This window comes from Arthrobacter sp. Soc17.1.1.1 (assembly GCF_036867195.1).
Taxonomy (GTDB): domain Bacteria; phylum Actinomycetota; class Actinomycetes; order Actinomycetales; family Micrococcaceae; genus Arthrobacter_D.
Genome location: NZ_JBAJII010000001.1, coordinates 2,436,644 through 2,453,012, shown reverse-complemented (window position 1 = coordinate 2,453,012; position 16,369 = coordinate 2,436,644). Strand labels below are relative to the sequence as shown.

Genomic DNA, 16,369 nt, shown 5'->3' with positions numbered 1-16,369 from the left:
TGGAAATCATGACCTCCGCGAAATCCACGCCCGTGCCGCCCGCCGACAGTGCCCAGCCTCCCGTGCTGCGCGCGGACGGCAGGACGCCGGACCAGCTGCGCAACATCAGCATCACGCGCGGCTGGTCGAAGCAGGCCGAGGGCTCGGCCCTCATCGAGTTCGGGAACACGCGCGTCCTCTGCACGGCGTCCCTGACGAGCGGGGTGCCTCGCTGGCTCAAGGGCGAGGGCAGGGGCTGGGTGACCGCCGAGTACGCCATGCTCCCGCGGGCCACGAACACCCGCTCCGACCGCGAGTCCGTCAAGGGTCGGATCGGCGGCAGGACGCACGAGATCTCGCGCCTCATCGGCCGGTCCCTGCGGTCGATCATCGACACGAAGGCCCTTGGGGAGAACACGATCGTGCTCGACTGCGACGTCCTCCAGGCCGACGGCGGCACGCGGACCGCCGCGATCACCGGAGCGTACGTGGCCCTCGCCGACGCCATACGGTACGCCAAGGACAAGAAGCTCATCCCCGCCTCGGCGTCCCCGCTCACCGACACCGTCGCCGCCATCAGCGTGGGCATCATCGATGGCGTCCCCATGCTCGACCTGCCCTACGTGGAGGACGTCCGCGCCGAGACGGACATGAACGTCGTCGTCACCGGCTCCGGGAAGTTCGTCGAGGTGCAGGGCACGGCCGAGGGCGCGCCCTTCGACCGCGCCGAACTCGACGCCCTGCTGGACCTCGCCCTCCTGGGCACCGCGCAGCTCGCGCAGATCCAGATCGACACGCTCCGGGACTCGCACGGTGGCTGAGGCGCCCCGGCTCGTCCTCGCCACCCGCAACCCCGGCAAACTCCGCGAGCTGCGGGAGCTGCTGCGCGGCCAGGTGCCCGGTCTCGACGTCGACACGCAGGTGGTCGACGCCGCGACCGCCGGTGCCCCGGACGTCGTCGAGAGCGGGGTGACGTTCGAGGAGAACGCGCTGCTCAAGGCGGAGCAGGTGGCCGAGGCCACCGGGCTGCTCGCGGTCGCCGACGACTCGGGCCTCGCCGTCGACGTGCTCGGTGGAGCCCCCGGGATCTTCTCGGCGCGGTGGGCCGGCCGGCACGGGGACGACGCCGCGAACCTCGAGCTCCTCCTGGCGCAGCTCGCCGACATCCCGCACGAGCGCCGCGGGGCCGCCTTCGTCTGCGCCGCGGCGCTCGCGCACCCCGGCGCCTCCGCCGGGAGCCACACCGAGCGCGGGGAACTGCGGGGGTCGCTGCTGACCGCGCCCCGCGGGACGGGTGGCTTCGGCTACGATCCCGTGCTCGTGCCCGCGGGGCTGGACCGCAGCTGCGCCGAGCTCGCCCCGGAGGAGAAGAACGCCATCAGCCACCGCGGTATCGCCTTCCGGGCGCTGCTGCCGCACCTGATCGACGCGCTGCGCTGAGCAGGGGCGGACCACCGCAGGCCATCACAACCACCTTCCGCCGGCATCCCATGCGCCCCGTCCTCGAGGACGGACCGGTCGGACCAGTTGCACCAGACAAGGGACGGACACCACCGTGAGCATCACCCAGACAGCCCAGGCACTCCAGGTCGCGACGGCGACCACGTCGTCGGACGGATCGGCGCTCGGCGCCGTCACCGACTGGGCCGTGAACCTCATGGAGACCATCGGCGCCCCCGGCGCCGGGCTGGCCATCGCCCTGGAGAACCTCTTCCCGCCCCTGCCGAGCGAGGTGATCCTGCCGCTGGCGGGCTTCACCGCGAGCCGGGGCAACTTCTCGCTCTTCGAGGCCATCCTCTGGACCACCCTCGGCTCGGTGATCGGCGCCTACGCGCTCTACGCGCTCGGGGCCTGGCTGGGACGCGACCGCATGCGGCGGCTCGTGGCGAAGGTCCCGCTCATCGACCTCGAGGACGTGGATCGGGTCGAGGCATGGTTCGAGCGCCACGGGTACCGGGCCGTGTTCTTCGGCAGGATGATCCCGCTCTTCCGCAGCCTCGTCTCGATCCCGGCCGGGATCGAGCGCATGCCCCTGGGCAAGTTCCTGCTCCTCACCACCGCGGGCAGCCTGATCTGGAACACGATCTTCGTCATGGCCGGGTTCTACCTGGGCGAGAACTGGCACATCGTCGAGGAGTACGCGAACACGTTCCAGAAGATCGTGATCGTCGCCGTCGTGCTGTTCGCCGTGTACTTCGTCGTCTCGAAGGTGCGCAAGCACCGGGCGGCCAAGCGGGCGCAGTGACCCACGGGCCGACGCACGACGGCGCGGACCCGCTGGTGCGCGTGTGGCCGCTGTTCGGGCTCGTCATCGCGACGCCCCGCCTGGTCCTGACACCGGTGCGGGACGAGCACCTGCCCGACCTCGTGGACGCCGTCCTCGCGGGCATCCACGACCCCGCCGAGATGCCCTTCAGTGTGCCGTGGACCGACGCACCGCGGGACGTGCTCGTCACCGAGACGGCACGGCACCAGTGGGCCACGCGTGCCGGCGTCACGCCGGACGACTGGACCCTGAACTTCGCCGTGCTGCACGGCGACCGCGTCATCGGCGTGCAGGACCTCAGGGCACGGCGGTTCCCGTTGCTGCGGCAGGTGGGCTCCGGGTCCTGGCTGACGCGATCGGCGCAGGGGCAGGGGCTCGGCACCGAGATGAGGTCCGGCGTGCTGCAGTTCGCGTTCGACCACCTCGGTGCGGCGTCGGCCGTGTCGGAGGCGGCCGACTGGAACCGCGCGTCGCTCGGCGTGTCCCGGCGCCTCGGCTACGTCCCGAACGGCACCGCACTCGTCGAGGCCCGCCGGGACGAGGTGCAGACGCAGCAGAACCTGCTGCTCGCCAGGGAGGACTTCATCCGGCCGGAGTGGACGGCCGAGGTCCGCGGGCTGCAGCCGGCACTGGACTTCCTCAGTCCCGGACCGGCTCCCGCCCCAGCAGGCTGACGTCCGCCGCGGCCGGCGTCCGCGCGCCTCCCGTTCCCGGGCCCGCGAGCACCCGCGACAGGTCCGCCGACGGGTCGAACAGCCTCGCGTCGATCCCGAGCGCCCGGGCGGCCACGATGTTGGCGGGGGCGTCGTCGACGAACGTGACCTGGCCCGCATCGACGGCGAGCTCGGCGAGCACATGCTCGAAGATCGCGGGGGAGGGCTTCACGAGCCCGAGCGACGAACTGAAGAACAGGTGCCGGAACAGCCGGGTCCACGGTGCGTGGGAGAGGTGCGACACCATGGTGGCCGGCATGTTCGAGAGCAGGGCGAGCTGCTCACCGCGGGCGTCCAGGTCCTCGAGGACGTCGAGGGTGTCGAGGTTCGGGTGCGACCACTGGTTGCCGTCCAGGACGTCGAGCCATGCGGACCTGACGTGCTCCACGCGCTCGCCGCAGACCAGTGACCAGTACTCCTCCGAGGTGAGGGCGCCGGCGTCGTAGGCGTACCGGTGCCGCCAGTACGCCGAGGTGGAGTCCTGCAGGTCCCGGGTGCCGGTCGCCTCGGCGAGCAGCTCCCAGTCCTGCGGTGTGGGGGCGGTGGAGATCACGTTTCCGTAGTCGATGAGGTACCACCTGCGGGGCGTGTCGATGCGGGCCATGGTTCAGCGTAGGGCCGCAACCCCGCCGGCGCGTCGGACCGGCGGTGAACGTTACGTGAACCTACGGCCGGTGACGGCGGTAAACTCGTCCCGTGGGAATCGCATTCACGGCCATCGACTTCGAGACGGCGAATGGCTTCCGCGGGTCCCCCTGCGCCGTCGGGCTGACCAAGGTCAGGGACGGCCGCATCGTCGAGGAGGCGTCCTGGCTGATGCGCCCGCCCGTCGGGCACGACTCCTTCGATTCCCGGAACATCGCGATCCACGGCATCACCTCGGCCATGGTCGCCGACGCCCCGCGGTTCGGCGACCTGTTCCCGGAGATCGGCGGCTTCATCGGCTCCGACGTCCTCGTGGCGCACAACGCGGCCTTCGACCTCGGCGTGATCCGCTCCGCCCTCGAGGTGTCCGCCCTGCCGGGGCCGGCCTGGGACTACACCTGCACCGTCGTCCTCTCGCGGAAGAGCTACTCGCTGCCCTCCTACTCGCTGCCCTTCGTCGCGGAGGCCGCCGGCGTGCCGCTGGTCAACCACCACGACGCCGTCGAGGACGCGCGGGCGTGCGCCGGCATCATGATCGACATCGCCCGCCGGTTCGGCGCGTCGACGGTCGAGGAGGTGCTCGGCCACCACAACCTCCCGCTGTCCCGTGCCGAGCCGTACGCGCCGGGCGTGGACGAGCTGTCGAAGGCCACCCGCACCGCCCTCGAGCGCGGTACGTCGCCCACCGGATGGGCGGGCTGGCCGGAGGAGGGGGAGAACCCGCACGCCAACGCGCAGGCCGATCCGCGGCACCCGCTCTACGGGCAGACCGTCGTGTTCACGGGGAACCTCGGCATCCCGCGCCCGCAGGCGAAGGAGCGTGCGGCCCGCCTCGGGGCGCAGCCGGCCAGTTCCGTCACCCGCAGGACCACCGTGCTGGTGGTCGGCGACGGGTTCGTCGCGTCGGACCTGCGCAACGGGCGCGTGACCGGCAAGGCGCGGCGTGTGCTCGAACTGCACGAGCGGGGCCAGGCCATCGAAGTGCTGTCGGAGGCCGAGTTCCTGCAGATGACCGGTGGACGGTGGCCGGCGGAGAGCCAGTGAGCTAGTGAGCCGGTGAGCCGGTGGCCGGCGGAGAGCCAGTGAGCCAGTGAGCCGGTGAGCTAGTGGCCGGCGGAGAGGTCGATGAGCCGGTGAGCCGGTGAGCTAGTGAGCAGGCGCGGGGACCGGTCAGACGTGCAGGCCGATCCCTGTGAGGGCGGCGGAGAGGTCGATGAGCCTCGACGCCGCATTGCTCTCGCGTGCCCGCGGCTTCGCGGGCACGAGGACCGGCCGGCCCTTGAGCTGGAACCAGCCGCCGGGCCCGCAGTAGGCGCCGTTCGGGATACCGGCGTCGACCGTGGCCCGCACGAGCGGCCACGCGCCGTCGTCCTTGCCCTGCGCGACCGGGGCCATGACGCGCTTCCGCCAGGCGGCCGCAGGCTCGTGGACCCCGATGCCGGGACGGGCCGGGGAGAGCATGCCGAGGGCCAGGCCCGGGTGGGCCACGACGCTCGTGGCAGCACTGCCGGTCAGCTCGAGGCGACGCGCCAGCTCGAAGCCGAACGCCATGACGGCCAGCTTCGACGTCGCATACGCGCTCGCGTTGCGGTACGACGACGGCTGCAGGGACGACGGAGTGAGCCGCGCCCAGCGGTGGCTGATGCTGCCGAGGTGCACGATCCGGGTGCCGGCGGCGGAGAGTGCCGGCAGCAGCGAGGCGATCAGGGCGTAGTGCCCGAGGTGGTTGGTGCCGAACTGCACCTCGAAACCGTCCGCCGTGGTGCGCCGCTCCGGTGAACCGACCATGCCCGCGTTCGCGAGCAGACCGGCCAGCGGAGGACCCGCCGCGATGGCCGCCGCTGCAGTCCGCACCGAGGACAGATCGGCCAGGTCCAGGGGCTGGAAGGAGATGTCGGCGTCGGGATGCAGGCCGCGGATGGCGCTGATGGCCCGGCCGGCCCTGTCCCTGCTGCGCGACGCGAGGACCACGCTCGCACCGGCGCCCGCGAGCTGCTCGCACGCGAAGTACCCGAGGCCCGCGTTGCCGCCGGTGACGAGGACCCGCCGGCCCGTCAGGGACGGAAGGGCCGCAGGGTCCCAGTCCGTCCCGCCCGATGTGCCGCCCGACGTGCCGCCCGATGTGCCGTCCGACGTGCCGCCCGATGCGCCGTCCGACGCGCCACCCGATGCGCTGTCCCGTGTGCCGTCCCCTGCGCCATCCAGCGGGTCCATCCGGTCAGGATCCCGTGGTCGCGGCGAGCAGGGTGCCCGCCATCGTCCGGACGACGGCGGGCATACCGGGGGCGTCGAGGTAGGCGGGAGGCAGGGCGCTCGTCCCGTGGAGGGCGCCGAGGATCGCCCCCGCCACGGACGCGGCGACTCCGGGGGAGGCATCGGGCCTGCCGGCGGCCGCCGCGTGGGCCAGCGCGGCCGCCAGCTGATCCCGCGGCGAGCCCGGTGCCGATGCACCCTCGAGGCCCGCCTGCAGTGCGGCCTCGAAGGTGCCTGCCGCCGTCGGCCCGTCGGCCGGAGCGCCGGAACCTGCGGCATCGCGCTCCGCGGTCCCCTCGGGCTGCGCGGCATCGGGGGCGAGCCTGCGCTCCTCGTCGCGGATCGCACGGACCGCCTCCGGAAGACCGAGGCCCTCGATGGCCAGGGACCGCACGATGGTGCTGAAGAGGGCCGCGGTGCCCCTCGCGGCGGCCGAGCCATGCGTGAGCGCCGCGCCGTCGACCGTCAGCCGTTCCACCATGCTCGCGGGGATGCGGGGCACCAGTCCGAAGGGCGCGGAGCGCATCAGCGCGCCGGGGCCCTCGGCCAGCGGATTGAGCGGCCGGGCCCGCGTGCCCATCTCCCCGCTGAGCAGTGCGCGGACGGTGTCGGTGTCGGCGTCGTGGACGGGCAGGAGGTCGTCCTGGCGGTCGAGCCACCGTGCGGGCGGCTCCGGCGCGCCGGCCGGGAGGTGTTCGCCCTGCCGGCGGAGCCAGCGGAGGTAGGCGAGCCACAGGCAGGCCGTCTCGTCCGCGGCGACGCCGTCGTTGGCCCATTCCAGGGCGTCGACCAGGCCGTCCACGGTGTACAGGGTCAGTTGCGTCGCCTCCGAGACCGTCACCGCCGCGGGGTCCTCGAGGGCGGCGGTCGGATCGTCCCCTGCGAGGGAGAGGACGCCGTACGCGTCGCCCGCCATCGTCCCGAGGAGGCAGCCGAGCACACGGTCCCGGTAGCCGGGCGCTCCGCCGTCGGGGGTGGTCGGGGTGGTCGGGGTGGTCGGGCTGGCGGTCCTGCGGTCCGCGGTGCTGTCGGTCGTCACCCGTCCAGTCTAGGGAGGCCGCCCGGCCCGGGACGCGCGCCCGCTCCCGGCCGCCCGGCAGGGCTCCCAGCCGCCACGCAGACTAGGATGGAAGGCTCGTCCGCGGTCCGGTGCAGCACCGGACCGTCCCCCCGCAGGCACGACCGAAGGAATCCGCTTCCATGACCTCTCCCACGACACCGGCCGCAGCGACACCGGCCGGAGCGACGGCAGGCGCGTCGTCCGCCGGCCCCGCGTCGTCCGCCGGCCCTGCGTCATCCGCCGGCCCCGCGACCGACGACGCGGTGCGGGCTCCCGGCCTCGTGGCCCGTTCCGTCGCCGAGGCGGTCGGATCCTTCCTCGTCGTCCTCGCCGGCCTCGGCGCGACGATGCTCGCCACGGAGACCGCACTGCAACCCGTCCTCGTGTTCGGCTTCGCCGTCGTGGCCGCGATGATCGCGTTCGGGTACGTGTCCGGGGGACACTTCAACCCGGCCGTCACCATCGGTTCCGCCGTGGCCGGAAGGACCGGCTGGAGGTCCGTGGCACCGTACGTCGTGGCGCAGGCGGTGGGCGCCGTCGCCGCGTCCGGGCTGATCTGGCTCGTCCTCGGTGCCAACGCGCAGCTCACCAACATCCAGGGCTTCTTCAGCTCGGCCTCGAACGGTTTCGACGAGCACTCCGCGGCTCGGTTCCCCCTGACCAGCGCCTTCCTGCTCGAGGTGGTCGCCACCGCGCTCCTCGTGGCGGTCTTCCTCGGAGCAGGCTCGCGACGCGCCCGGCGCGACCTCGCCCCGTTCGCCGTCGGCCTGACCTACGCGGGACTGCTCTCGTTCCTCCTGCCCGTGACGAACGGCGGCATCAACCCCGTCCGCTCCGCCGCATCGGCCGTCTTCGCGGAGCCCTGGGCCCTCCAGCAGCTGTGGCTGTTCTGGGCAGCGCCGATCATGGGCGGCCTGATCGCAGGACTCGTCTTCCGCAGCATCGATTCCTCCGTGCCCGGCCGCAGGGACGCGCCGGAGGGCGAGGCCCCTGCCACGGCGGGCGCGCCCGGACACCAGCACCAGGCCGGCGACGCCGGTCCCGCGGGCGGCAGCCCCGACGGCGAGGACGCCGACATGGGCGGGCGCCATCCGTCCGGCGATGCGGCGTCCTTCTTCGACGCGACCGCGTCCGACGGGCCGCAGGTTCCCCGCGACGGGACGCCCGGGACCTCCGGACCCGGTCGCTAGCACCATGCCGCAGCGAGCCGCACGCCGACCCGGACACCGACCCGGACAATGTCGGCGTGTGGCGGTAGCGTGAAAATCATGAGGATCCTCCACACATCCGACTGGCACCTGGGCCGTTCCTTCCACGGCACCGGGACCCTCGACGCCCAGCGGATCTTCCTCGACAGCCTCGAGAAGACCGTGCGCGAGGAAGGCGTCGACGTCGTCCTCGTCGCCGGGGATGTCTACGACCGCGCCCTGCCCGCCGTCGACGTCGTGGCCCTCCTCGACGAGGCACTGGACCGGCTGACCGTCGCCGGTGCACAGGTGGTCATCAGCAGCGGGAACCACGATTCCGCCACCAGGCTCGGATTCGGCGGTCGGCTCCTCTCCCGCGGGGGAGTCCACCTCCGTACGCGCCTCGAGGACATCGCCGTCCCGGTCACGTGGCCGCTCGGGCAGGACGCCGAGCTCGCCGTCTACGGCATCCCCTATCTGGAACCGCGCGTCGTCGCGGACGCGCTGGCAGCGGACGCCGGGACCCACACGGCCGTCACCGGTGCGGCCCTCGACCGCATCCGCGAGGACCTCGGCCGGAGGGCGGAGGGCCGGCGCGTGGTGTCGATCGTCATGGCCCACACCTTCGCCGCCGGCGGCGCACCCACCGACAGCGAACGCGACCTTGCCATCGGCGGACTCGGCGCTGTGCCGCTCTCCCTCTTCGACGGCTTCGACTACAGCGCGCTCGGCCATCTGCACGGCCGGCAGAAGCTCTCCGGGACCGTGCGGTACTCGGGCTCGCCTCTCGCCTACTCCTTCTCCGAGGTCGACCACACCAAGGGAGCCTGGCTCCTGGACGTGGACCACACCGGCGTGACGGACATCCGCGCCGTCGACTGGCCCGCACCCCGGGACCTCGCCGTGCTCGAGGGCCGGCTCGACGACCTGCTCGGCCGGGCCGACCTCGACTGGGCGGAGACCGCCTACTGCCAGGTCACCCTCACCGATCCCGAGCGCCCGGCACGCGCCATGGAGCGCCTCCGGACACGCTTCCCCGACACCCTGGTGCTCGCCTTCGCCCCCGAGGGCGGAGCCGGCGCGGACACCCGGACCTACAGCGAACGCATCGCGGGGGCCAGGGACGACGCCGACATCTGCTGCGGCTTCCTCGAGCACGTCCGCGGCCGGAAGGCCTCGCCGGAGGAGCAGGCGCTGGTCCGGCGGACCGTCGACACCGCCCTGAGCCTCGCCCACGAACGGTAGGAAGCACCCGTGAGACTGCACCACCTCGAGATCCAGGCGTTCGGGCCCTTCGCCGACCGCCAGAGCGTCGACTTCGACGCCCTGTCCGCGCAGGGTCTGTTCCTCCTCAACGGACCCACCGGGGCGGGCAAGTCGAGCGTGCTCGACGCCGTGTGCTTCGTGCTCTACGGCTCGGTCCCGGGTGCGCGCCAGGCCGCCAAACGGCTGCGCAGCGACCACGCGGCCGAGTCCGTGGCGCCCGAGGTCTCCCTCGAGTTCTCCGTCGCCGACCGCCGCTTCCGCGTGGTGCGGTCACCGGCCTGGGAGCGGCCCGCACGGCGGGGCGGCGGCACGACGACCGAACAGGCCCGCACCCTCCTCAGCGAACGCGTCGGCGCCGAGTGGGTGCAGAAATCGGCCCGCAACGACGAGGCCGGGCTCGAGCTGCAGGCGCTGCTCGGCATGGACAAGGAGCAGTTCACCAAGGTGGTGATGCTGCCCCAGGGCGAGTTCGCGGCCTTCCTCCGCGCGGACGCCAAGCCGCGGCGGGAACTGCTCCAGAGGCTCTTCTCGACCACGCGCTTCGAGGATCTCGAGAGACTGTTCGGCGAGGAGAGCCAGCGGGTCGGGCGCGAGCTCGCCGGGCAGGAGGACCAGCAGCGGCATCTCCTGCTCCGTGCCATCGACGAGGCCCAGCGCCACGACGTCGGCGGTACCGGGGATGCCCTCGAGGCAGCGGACGGGTCGGCGTCGATGCAGGCCATGACCGACGCCCTCGCGACGCAGCGGGACACGGCAGCGCTCGAGAGCCTCGACCTCACGGAACAGAGCGCCCTCGCCGACGGAGCGCTCGCGGACATCCGGCGACGGCGCGGCAGCTTCGCGGCCCTCGCGCAGCTCCGGGCACAGCGGGAGGAGCACGAGGGCGGCGCCCGGAGGATCGCCGACCTGGCCGGCGTCCTGCGGCAGCACGACCAGGCGCAGGCACTGGCGGGCCTCCTCGGTCTGGACGACGACGGAGTCGCCGCGGTCGAGCGGGCCCGCTCCCTGCACCGGGAGGCCCTCGACCGCGTGCGGGAGGACGCCGTCGCCGCCGAGTACTTCGATCTCGGGCTCCTCTCCGACGACGCCGTGCCCCGCGACGCACTGGCGGACGCCTGCGCGGCGTCCTCGTCCGCCCTGGGCGTCCTGCGAGCCGCCCTGCCCGACGAGCGGCGGCTGCTGGACATCCGTACCGCGCTGCAGTCGGGGACGTCGACGGTCGGCGACCTCGTCCGGCGCATCGAGGAGGCGGTCGGGACCGTGGCCCGGCTCCAGCGCACGCGCACGGAGGACACCGAACGCCTCGTGCCGCTCCGCCTCGCGGCCGACGGACTGGAGCACCTCCGGGCCGATCTCGCCGCGGCCGTCGCCGCCGAGGACGTCGTACGGCAGTACCGCGCGGCCGTCGAGCGCCGCACCGCGGCGGACACGGCATACGCCGCGGCGGCCGGGCGCTTCCTCCAGCTGAAGGAGGAGTGGCTCCGCACGCTCGAGCTCCGGCTCGAGCAGTCCGCCGAGGAACTCGCCGCGCGGCTGGAGGACGGGCAGCCGTGCCCGGTCTGCGGCAGCCCGGAGCACCCGGCGCCCGTCACGTCGCCCGGCGGGCACCGGATCACCCTCGAGGAGGAGCAGGCCGCGCGCCGCCTGCAGTCCGAGGCCGAGTCCGCCCAGGACGACGCCCGGGAGGTGCGGGACCGGGTGCGGCTCGAGGTGGCCGACCTCGCGGCCAGGGGCGGCGACACCCCGGCCGAGGACGCTGCTGCCGCGACCCTCGCGGCACGCGCGACGCTCGATGCCGCCGACGCGGCGCAGAGGGAATGCTCGGCCGTCGAGGAACGGATCCGGGCGTCCGTCGAGGAGGAGGACCGGGCCGCCAGGCTGCGGGACGCGCTCCGGGAGGAACGGGCCGCCGCGGAATCACGGAGGGCCTCGCTGCTGGACCAGGAGGACCTCCTCGTGCAGCGGCTCGCCGGTCTCCAGGCAGGGGCGCCGTCGCTGGCGGAGCGTATCGACGGGGTGCAGCGTGCCCAGGACCGCCTCGAAGCCGTCCGTGACACGTTCGACGACGTGGTGCGCGCCGTCGCGCGCCAGGCGGACAACCGGAAGCGCCTCGACGAGGCCCTGCGCGCCACGTCGTTCGCCTCGGCCGAGGATGCGCGCGCCGCGCTCATGACCGAGGACCGCTACGCGCAGGTGACGCGGGAGGTGCGGGACCACGAGGTCCGTGGCCACCGCCTGGACGCGGCGTGGGACGACCCGGTGGTCCAGGAGACCCTCCGTGAGGAGCGGGACGGCATCGAGCCGCCCTCCGAGGAGGACGAGCGGCGCGCAGGCGCCACCGCCGAGGACCTCAGGGTCCGGGCGCACCGGGCAGGGATCCGGGCGGAGGTGCTCGGCCAGTCCGTGGCCCAGCTGGAGACGTACGCGCGGCAGCTCGAGGACCTCGAGCGGGACGTCGCACCGCTGCGGGAGCGCGCCCGCCTGGTGGCAGCCGTCGCCGACACGGCCCGCGGGGGAGGGGAGAACACCTACAAGATGTCCCTGGCGACCTACGTCCTGGCGTCACGGCTCGAGCAGGTGGCCGCCGCTGCCACCGAGCGACTGCTCCAGATGTCCGACGGCCGCTACCAACTCGTGCACAGCGACGCCACCGCCGGCAACAAGCGGTCGGGACTGGGCCTGAACGTGATCGATGGCTGGACCGGCAACCGACGCGACACCTCGACCCTCTCGGGTGGCGAGTCCTTCATGGCGTCGCTGGCGCTGGCCCTCGGCCTGGCGGACGTGGTGCAGCAGGAGGCCGGCGGACTCGACATCGAGACCCTGTTCGTGGACGAGGGGTTCGGCTCCCTCGACGACCAGGCCCTCGAGCAGGTCATGGACGCACTCGAGGGCCTGAGGAGCGGAGGGCGCGTGGTGGGGCTGGTGAGCCACGTGCCCGAGCTCAAGCAGCGGGTGAGTGCGCAGCTGCAGGTCGTCAAAGGGCGGCAGGGCTCGATCCTGCGCCTCGTGGAGCAGTCCGCCGGCGTGTAAACTTGGTAGCGGCTACGGGTCGGGCGCATCGGGAGGGGGGACGATGCGCGTTCGACGCACCCGGAAAGCGCATGTACAAGAACCCGACGCCCGCCTCGGCGGACTCCCTCCCGTCCCCGACACCGTCCCCCGCACCCCACCCCGACAGCCCTGAGCGCTCCCGCCTCGGCAGGTTCGGCGTGCTGCCGCGACTCGCGGGTACCTCCTTCCTCGTCCTCGGCCTCTTCGCCCGGCTTCCCCTCGCGATGCTCACCGTCGGCGCCTTGACGCTCGTGACCACTGCCAGCGACTCGTACGCCGCCGGCGGATTCGCGGCCGGCGCCGTGGGTATCGGCTCGGCCCTGGGCGCCCCCCTGCTCGGCGTCCTCGCGGACCGGCGCGGCCAGCGGATCGTGCTGCTCGTCTCGGCGGTCCTCAACACCCTGGCCATCGCCGCCCTGCTGGTCGTGACCCTCACGAGCGAACGCTTCACGGGAGGAGCCCTCGCCCTCGTGCTCGTCGCGGCCTTCGCGATGGGCTTCACGTGCCCGCAGATCGGTCCGCTCGCCAGGGTCCGCTGGATGGCGATGACCCGCGGCTGCGGCGCGGATCTCGACACCGCGCTGTCCTACGAGGGGACGGCCGACGAACTGACCTTCGTGCTCGGCCCTGCCCTCGTGGGCCTGCTGGCCGGACTGATCGCGCCCTGGCTCCCGCTGGCCCTGGCCGCCGCCCTCACCCTCACCCTCGTCAGCGCCTTCGCCGTGCACCGGACCGTGGCGTTCAGCGATGCGCCCCCCGCGCCCGCGGGCGACGGCGGCGCCACCGGCGCGGAGGCGCTTGGTTACCGGGCGTGGCTCGTCCTGCTCCCCGTGGCGGGCATGATCGCCATGGGGACGTTCTTCGGGTCCACGCAGACGTTCCTCACGGCCTTCACCGGGCACTTCGGCTCCCCGGAGTCCTCGGGGCTGCTGTATGCCGTGATGGGGCTCAGTTCCGCGATCGCCGCCCTGTCCGTGGCCTACTGGCCCCGGCGCTTCGGCCACACCGCCCGCTGGATCGCATCGGCTGCGGCGATGGCGGCCGCCGCAGTGGCGCTGGCCCTTCCCGACTCGATCGGCGCCATGGTCGCGGTGCTGCTCGTCCTCGGCCTCTTCGTGGGACCCACCATGGTGACCATCTTCTCCATCGGCTCGGAGGTCGCTCCGGCGAACAGGCTCGGCACGGTCATGACGCTGCTCGCCAGCGGTATCGTCGCAGGAACGGCGATCGGCTCGGCGCTCGCCGGGACGCTCGCGGAATCGGCCGGAGCCGCAGGCGCTGCGGCGGTCCCGGCGTCGTCGGCAGCCGTCCTGCTGCTCCTCGGTGTGCTCTCCGCCGTCGCCCTGCGGCGCGCGGGGAGTGGACGGGGCACGTCCCCGAGTGCCGGACGACGCGTCCCATAGCATGCTGGTCGTGACCGGCCGGCGCGCTGTCGCTTCCCCTGCGCGGCGCATAGGATCGGAAGACATCCGAGCTGCAGGAGGACCGATATGAGTACCGAAGGCACCGAACACGAAGGTACCGGGCACGAAGGCGACGACGCCCAGGGCGCCGGCCCCGAGGGCACCATCCCCGCGAGCGAGGACGGCGTGGCGGCGGGATCGACCGACGAGCCGAGCAACTTCGAGCCGGAAGAGGACGACGGCGACGGGTCCTGACCCGGAACAGACACGGAAGGGCCCGGGTCATCGGCAGTGCCGGTGACCCGGGCCCTTCCGTGTCGATGCGCCGGTCGTCGGGCAGGAAGCCGGCGCCAGGAGCAGGGGTAGAACCAGGAGGAGCCGCGAGGCGTCCGGGTCGGACGCCGGATGCTGTCCTCAGGTGATACCGGGAGGCTCAGGCGATGCTGGGAGCACGCCGGGGCGGATCCGGCAGGCGGACAGTGCCGCCGAGGACACCGCCCGTGACGGATCCGCCGGTGACGAACCCGCCCGTGAAGGACCCACCCGTGATCACGCCGCCGGTGGGGCCGGCGTCGTCCGGGGCACGAGCGCCCGGCTCCCGCTGTGCCGGCACTGCGGGAGCCGGCACTGCGGGAGCCGGCGCCGCGGGAGCCGGGACCCGGAGGGCGTCGCCGGTCCGGCTGCGGAGCTGGAGGGCGACGTCGTGCGCGTGGGGTCGGCGGGCCGGATCCCTCGACGTCATGCGGCGCAGCAGGTCCGCCCACTCCGGTCCGAGCGCATCAGGCACCTCGGGGTCGCGGAGGAGCCGCGCCAGGGCCGCCTCGACCACCGGCCCCGGGAACGCCTTCTCGCCGGTCAGGCATTCGAGGAGGACGAGGCCCAGCGAGTAGACGTCGCTCCGACCGTCGACGGGATCGCCCTTGGCCTGCTCCGGGCTGAGGTAGTTCGCCGTGCCGATCGTCGCACCGACGGCCGTGGCCAGCGTGGCGTCGACCAGGCGGGCTATCCCGAAGTCCGTGAGCTTGGCATACAGGCGCGTGCTGTTGTCCGCGCTGTGGAAGAGCAGGATGTTGGCGGGCTTCACGTCGCGGTGGACCACGCCCTCGGAGTGGACGTAGGCCAGTGTATCCGCCAGATCCGCGCCGAGCTGGGCCACGTCCTCCGCGCCGAGCGCGCCCCGCCGGAGGCGGCGGCGCAGGTCCTCACCGTGCACGAGTTCCATGACCAGGAAGCCGGTGCTCCGGCCGTCCTCGTCCACCTGCACCCCGGCGTCATGCAGGGTCACGAGCCCGGGATGGTTGAGCGTGGAGAGCAGGATCGTCTCGGTGTGCTGGCGGCGGTAGTCGTCGTCGTCCGACGTCGTGGGATTGAAGATCTTGATCGCGACGGCCCGGCCGAGGGTGCGGTCGACCGCACGGTACACCGAGGCGGCTCCTCCGACGCCGAGCAGTCCCGTGGTCTCGTACCGATCGGCGAGGACCCGCATGCGTGTCCTCCCGCGACAGTTCGTGATGATCGATCCGGCACGGCCCTAAGGGTGCTGATCAATTGTCAGTATAACGTCCGGGGGATCCCGCCCCTGCGCGCCCGATGGGGCGTTATCGAATCTTGATCACTGTCCTGCGTCGAGGAACCCGAGGGCCGTGTCCTTGAAGAGCCGCGAGGTGATGGCGTTCGAGTGGTTCCGTCCTGGAAGGATCGCCACGGCGGCGTCCGGCGCCCACGCCCTGAGGTCCTCGATGCCGCCGGCGTAATCGTCCTGGTCACCGGTGACCAGGAGCAGCGGCATGCGGGGCACGGCGCCCTCCGGGTCGAACGGCTCGGTCTTGATGGCCGCGACCATCGCCAGGAGTGCGGGGACGTCCGCGTGATCGCCCGCCTGGGCCATGCGCAGGAGGTCGGCCGTGGTCGGGTCCTGCGAGGGCGCGCCCCCGGCGAGGAAGCGTTCCGCGCCCTCGAGGTCGAAGGAGGCGAGCGGGTCGGCCGTCCCCGGCCCACCCAGCACCATGCGCCGGACGATCTCCGGCTGTGTGGCGCCGAACTCCCACGCGAGGCGGGATCCCAAGGAGTAGCCGATGATATCGACGCCGGAGGTGGGGTCCCCGTCGCGGAGCGGTACCACGCGCTCGTCGAACAGGGCCTGCAGGATGTCCGCGCGCATCCGGCTCGGGGTGTAGGCGCCGCCGTCGTCCGGCGCCGCGCTGTCCCCGTGCGCAGGGAGATCCACCATAATGACGGTGCGGCCGGCGTCGTTGAGGAAGCGGACCCAGCCCGTGTCCGTCCAGTTCCTCCGGGACGAGGAGCCGAAGCCGTGCAGCAGGAGGATCGGCGGCAGCGGGAGCGGGTCTGCCGCATCGCTGCGCGTGATGGACAGGTGGGGGTCGATGCCCTCGACGTCGTGTACGGCGTGGTGGTCCATGCACACCATCGTAAGGGAGGCAGGGACGTGTGCTCCGTCGAACACATCCCCGCCGCGCGGCCCGGAGGCCGACGCGTGAGACTTTAGACACTTCCCGCCGGGGGTTCAACCCCGTGCCGGGAGG

General features: G+C 73.0%; 15 protein-coding genes. 10 read left to right on the top strand and 5 right to left on the bottom strand.

Annotated elements, in window-relative coordinates; all coding sequences use genetic code 11:
* The first annotated feature begins 8 nt into the window (after positions 1-8).
* The 4 genes from rph (at position 9) to V6S67_RS11380 (ending at position 2,919) form a co-directional block, all read left to right on the top strand.
* Positions 9-800: a ribonuclease PH gene (rph, locus tag V6S67_RS11395; protein WP_334210354.1), complete on the top strand. Its 792-nt coding sequence runs from the start codon at positions 9-11 to the stop codon at positions 798-800.
* Complete coding sequence (gene rdgB, locus V6S67_RS11390) at positions 793-1,419, top strand: RdgB/HAM1 family non-canonical purine NTP pyrophosphatase (RefSeq protein ID WP_334210353.1); 627 nt, start codon at positions 793-795, stop codon at positions 1,417-1,419. The genes rph and rdgB overlap by 8 nt, the downstream gene beginning before the upstream one ends.
* A 217-nt stretch (positions 1,420-1,636) precedes the next feature.
* Positions 1,637-2,224: a DedA family protein gene (locus V6S67_RS11385; protein WP_334211583.1), complete on the top strand. Its 588-nt coding sequence runs from the start codon at positions 1,637-1,639 to the stop codon at positions 2,222-2,224.
* Positions 2,221-2,919: a GNAT family N-acetyltransferase gene (locus tag V6S67_RS11380; RefSeq protein WP_334210352.1), complete on the top strand. Its 699-nt coding sequence runs from the start codon at positions 2,221-2,223 to the stop codon at positions 2,917-2,919. The genes V6S67_RS11385 and V6S67_RS11380 overlap by 4 nt, the downstream gene beginning before the upstream one ends.
* Here V6S67_RS11380 and V6S67_RS11375 read toward each other — a convergent pair.
* Entirely contained in the window at positions 2,885-3,562 is a 678-nt protein-coding gene (locus V6S67_RS11375) for an HAD family hydrolase (protein WP_334210351.1), read from the bottom strand. The genes V6S67_RS11380 and V6S67_RS11375 overlap by 35 nt on opposite strands.
* A gap of 92 nt (positions 3,563-3,654) precedes the next feature.
* On the opposite strand from V6S67_RS11375, the gene V6S67_RS11370 reads away from it, so the two are divergent.
* Positions 3,655-4,647, top strand: a complete 993-nt coding sequence (locus tag V6S67_RS11370; protein WP_334210350.1) for an exonuclease domain-containing protein — start codon at positions 3,655-3,657, stop codon at positions 4,645-4,647.
* Positions 4,648-4,773: 126 nt separating this feature from the next.
* On the opposite strand, the gene V6S67_RS11365 is transcribed toward V6S67_RS11370, so the two are convergent.
* Together V6S67_RS11365 and V6S67_RS11360 are read right to left on the bottom strand one after the other, a co-directional pair.
* Positions 4,774-5,817 carry an SDR family NAD(P)-dependent oxidoreductase gene (locus V6S67_RS11365; protein WP_334210349.1) on the bottom strand — a complete coding sequence of 348 codons (1,044 nt, stop codon included), beginning with the start codon at positions 5,815-5,817 and terminating at the stop codon, positions 4,774-4,776.
* A gap of 4 nt (positions 5,818-5,821) precedes the next feature.
* The gene (locus V6S67_RS11360) at positions 5,822-6,895 is read right to left on the bottom strand and encodes an ADP-ribosylglycohydrolase family protein (protein ID WP_334210348.1); all 1,074 of its coding nucleotides are present in this window, start codon (positions 6,893-6,895) and stop codon (positions 5,822-5,824) included.
* 161 nt (positions 6,896-7,056) lie between these two features.
* Between V6S67_RS11360 and V6S67_RS11355 the strand changes: the two genes are divergently transcribed.
* The 5 genes from V6S67_RS11355 (at position 7,057) to V6S67_RS11335 (ending at position 14,081) form a co-directional block, all read left to right on the top strand.
* On the top strand, positions 7,057-8,106 hold the full coding sequence (locus tag V6S67_RS11355) for an aquaporin (RefSeq protein WP_334210347.1): 1,050 nt from the start codon (positions 7,057-7,059) through the stop codon (positions 8,104-8,106).
* 78 nt (positions 8,107-8,184) lie between these two features.
* A complete protein-coding gene (locus V6S67_RS11350) occupies positions 8,185-9,348 on the top strand; it encodes an exonuclease SbcCD subunit D (protein WP_334210346.1) in 1,164 nt (387 codons plus the stop codon).
* 9 nt (positions 9,349-9,357) lie between these two features.
* Complete coding sequence (locus V6S67_RS11345; RefSeq protein ID WP_334210345.1) at positions 9,358-12,402, top strand: SMC family ATPase; 3,045 nt, start codon at positions 9,358-9,360, stop codon at positions 12,400-12,402.
* Positions 12,403-12,473: 71 nt separating this feature from the next.
* Positions 12,474-13,826, top strand: a complete 1,353-nt coding sequence (locus tag V6S67_RS11340) for an MFS transporter (protein WP_334210344.1) — start codon at positions 12,474-12,476, stop codon at positions 13,824-13,826.
* A gap of 87 nt (positions 13,827-13,913) precedes the next feature.
* Entirely contained in the window at positions 13,914-14,081 is a 168-nt protein-coding gene (locus V6S67_RS11335; protein WP_334210343.1) for a hypothetical protein, read from the top strand.
* Positions 14,082-14,259: 178 nt separating this feature from the next.
* Here V6S67_RS11335 and V6S67_RS11330 read toward each other — a convergent pair whose 3' ends face one another.
* Positions 14,260-15,312 carry a serine/threonine-protein kinase gene (locus V6S67_RS11330; protein WP_334210342.1) on the bottom strand — a complete coding sequence of 351 codons (1,053 nt, stop codon included), beginning with the start codon at positions 15,310-15,312 and terminating at the stop codon, positions 14,260-14,262.
* Between the two features lie 126 nt (positions 15,313-15,438).
* Positions 15,439-16,245 carry an alpha/beta fold hydrolase gene (locus V6S67_RS11325; RefSeq protein WP_334210341.1) on the bottom strand — a complete coding sequence of 269 codons (807 nt, stop codon included), beginning with the start codon at positions 16,243-16,245 and terminating at the stop codon, positions 15,439-15,441.
* Between the last annotated feature and the right edge of the window lie 124 nt (positions 16,246-16,369).

What these genes read in the sequence shown, in the direction of transcription:
- V6S67_RS11335 (WP_334210343.1), top strand. Translation starts at nt 13,914, where the DNA reads ATGAGTACCGAAGGCACCGAACACGAAGGTACCGGGCACGAAGGCGAC.
- V6S67_RS11340 (WP_334210344.1), top strand. Translation starts at nt 12,474, where the DNA reads ATGTACAAGAACCCGACGCCCGCCTCGGCGGACTCCCTCCCGTCCCCG.
- V6S67_RS11330 (WP_334210342.1), bottom strand. Translation starts at nt 15,312, where the DNA reads ATGCGGGTCCTCGCCGATCGGTACGAGACCACGGGACTGCTCGGCGTC.
- V6S67_RS11355 (WP_334210347.1), top strand. Translation starts at nt 7,057, where the DNA reads ATGACCTCTCCCACGACACCGGCCGCAGCGACACCGGCCGGAGCGACG.
- rph (WP_334210354.1), top strand. Translation starts at nt 9, where the DNA reads ATGACCTCCGCGAAATCCACGCCCGTGCCGCCCGCCGACAGTGCCCAG.
- V6S67_RS11325 (WP_334210341.1), bottom strand. Translation starts at nt 16,245, where the DNA reads ATGGACCACCACGCCGTACACGACGTCGAGGGCATCGACCCCCACCTG.
- V6S67_RS11350 (WP_334210346.1), top strand. Translation starts at nt 8,185, where the DNA reads ATGAGGATCCTCCACACATCCGACTGGCACCTGGGCCGTTCCTTCCAC.
- V6S67_RS11365 (WP_334210349.1), bottom strand. Translation starts at nt 5,817, where the DNA reads ATGGACCCGCTGGATGGCGCAGGGGACGGCACACGGGACAGCGCATCG.
- V6S67_RS11375 (WP_334210351.1), bottom strand. Translation starts at nt 3,562, where the DNA reads ATGGCCCGCATCGACACGCCCCGCAGGTGGTACCTCATCGACTACGGA.
- V6S67_RS11385 (WP_334211583.1), top strand. Translation starts at nt 1,637, where the DNA reads ATGGAGACCATCGGCGCCCCCGGCGCCGGGCTGGCCATCGCCCTGGAG.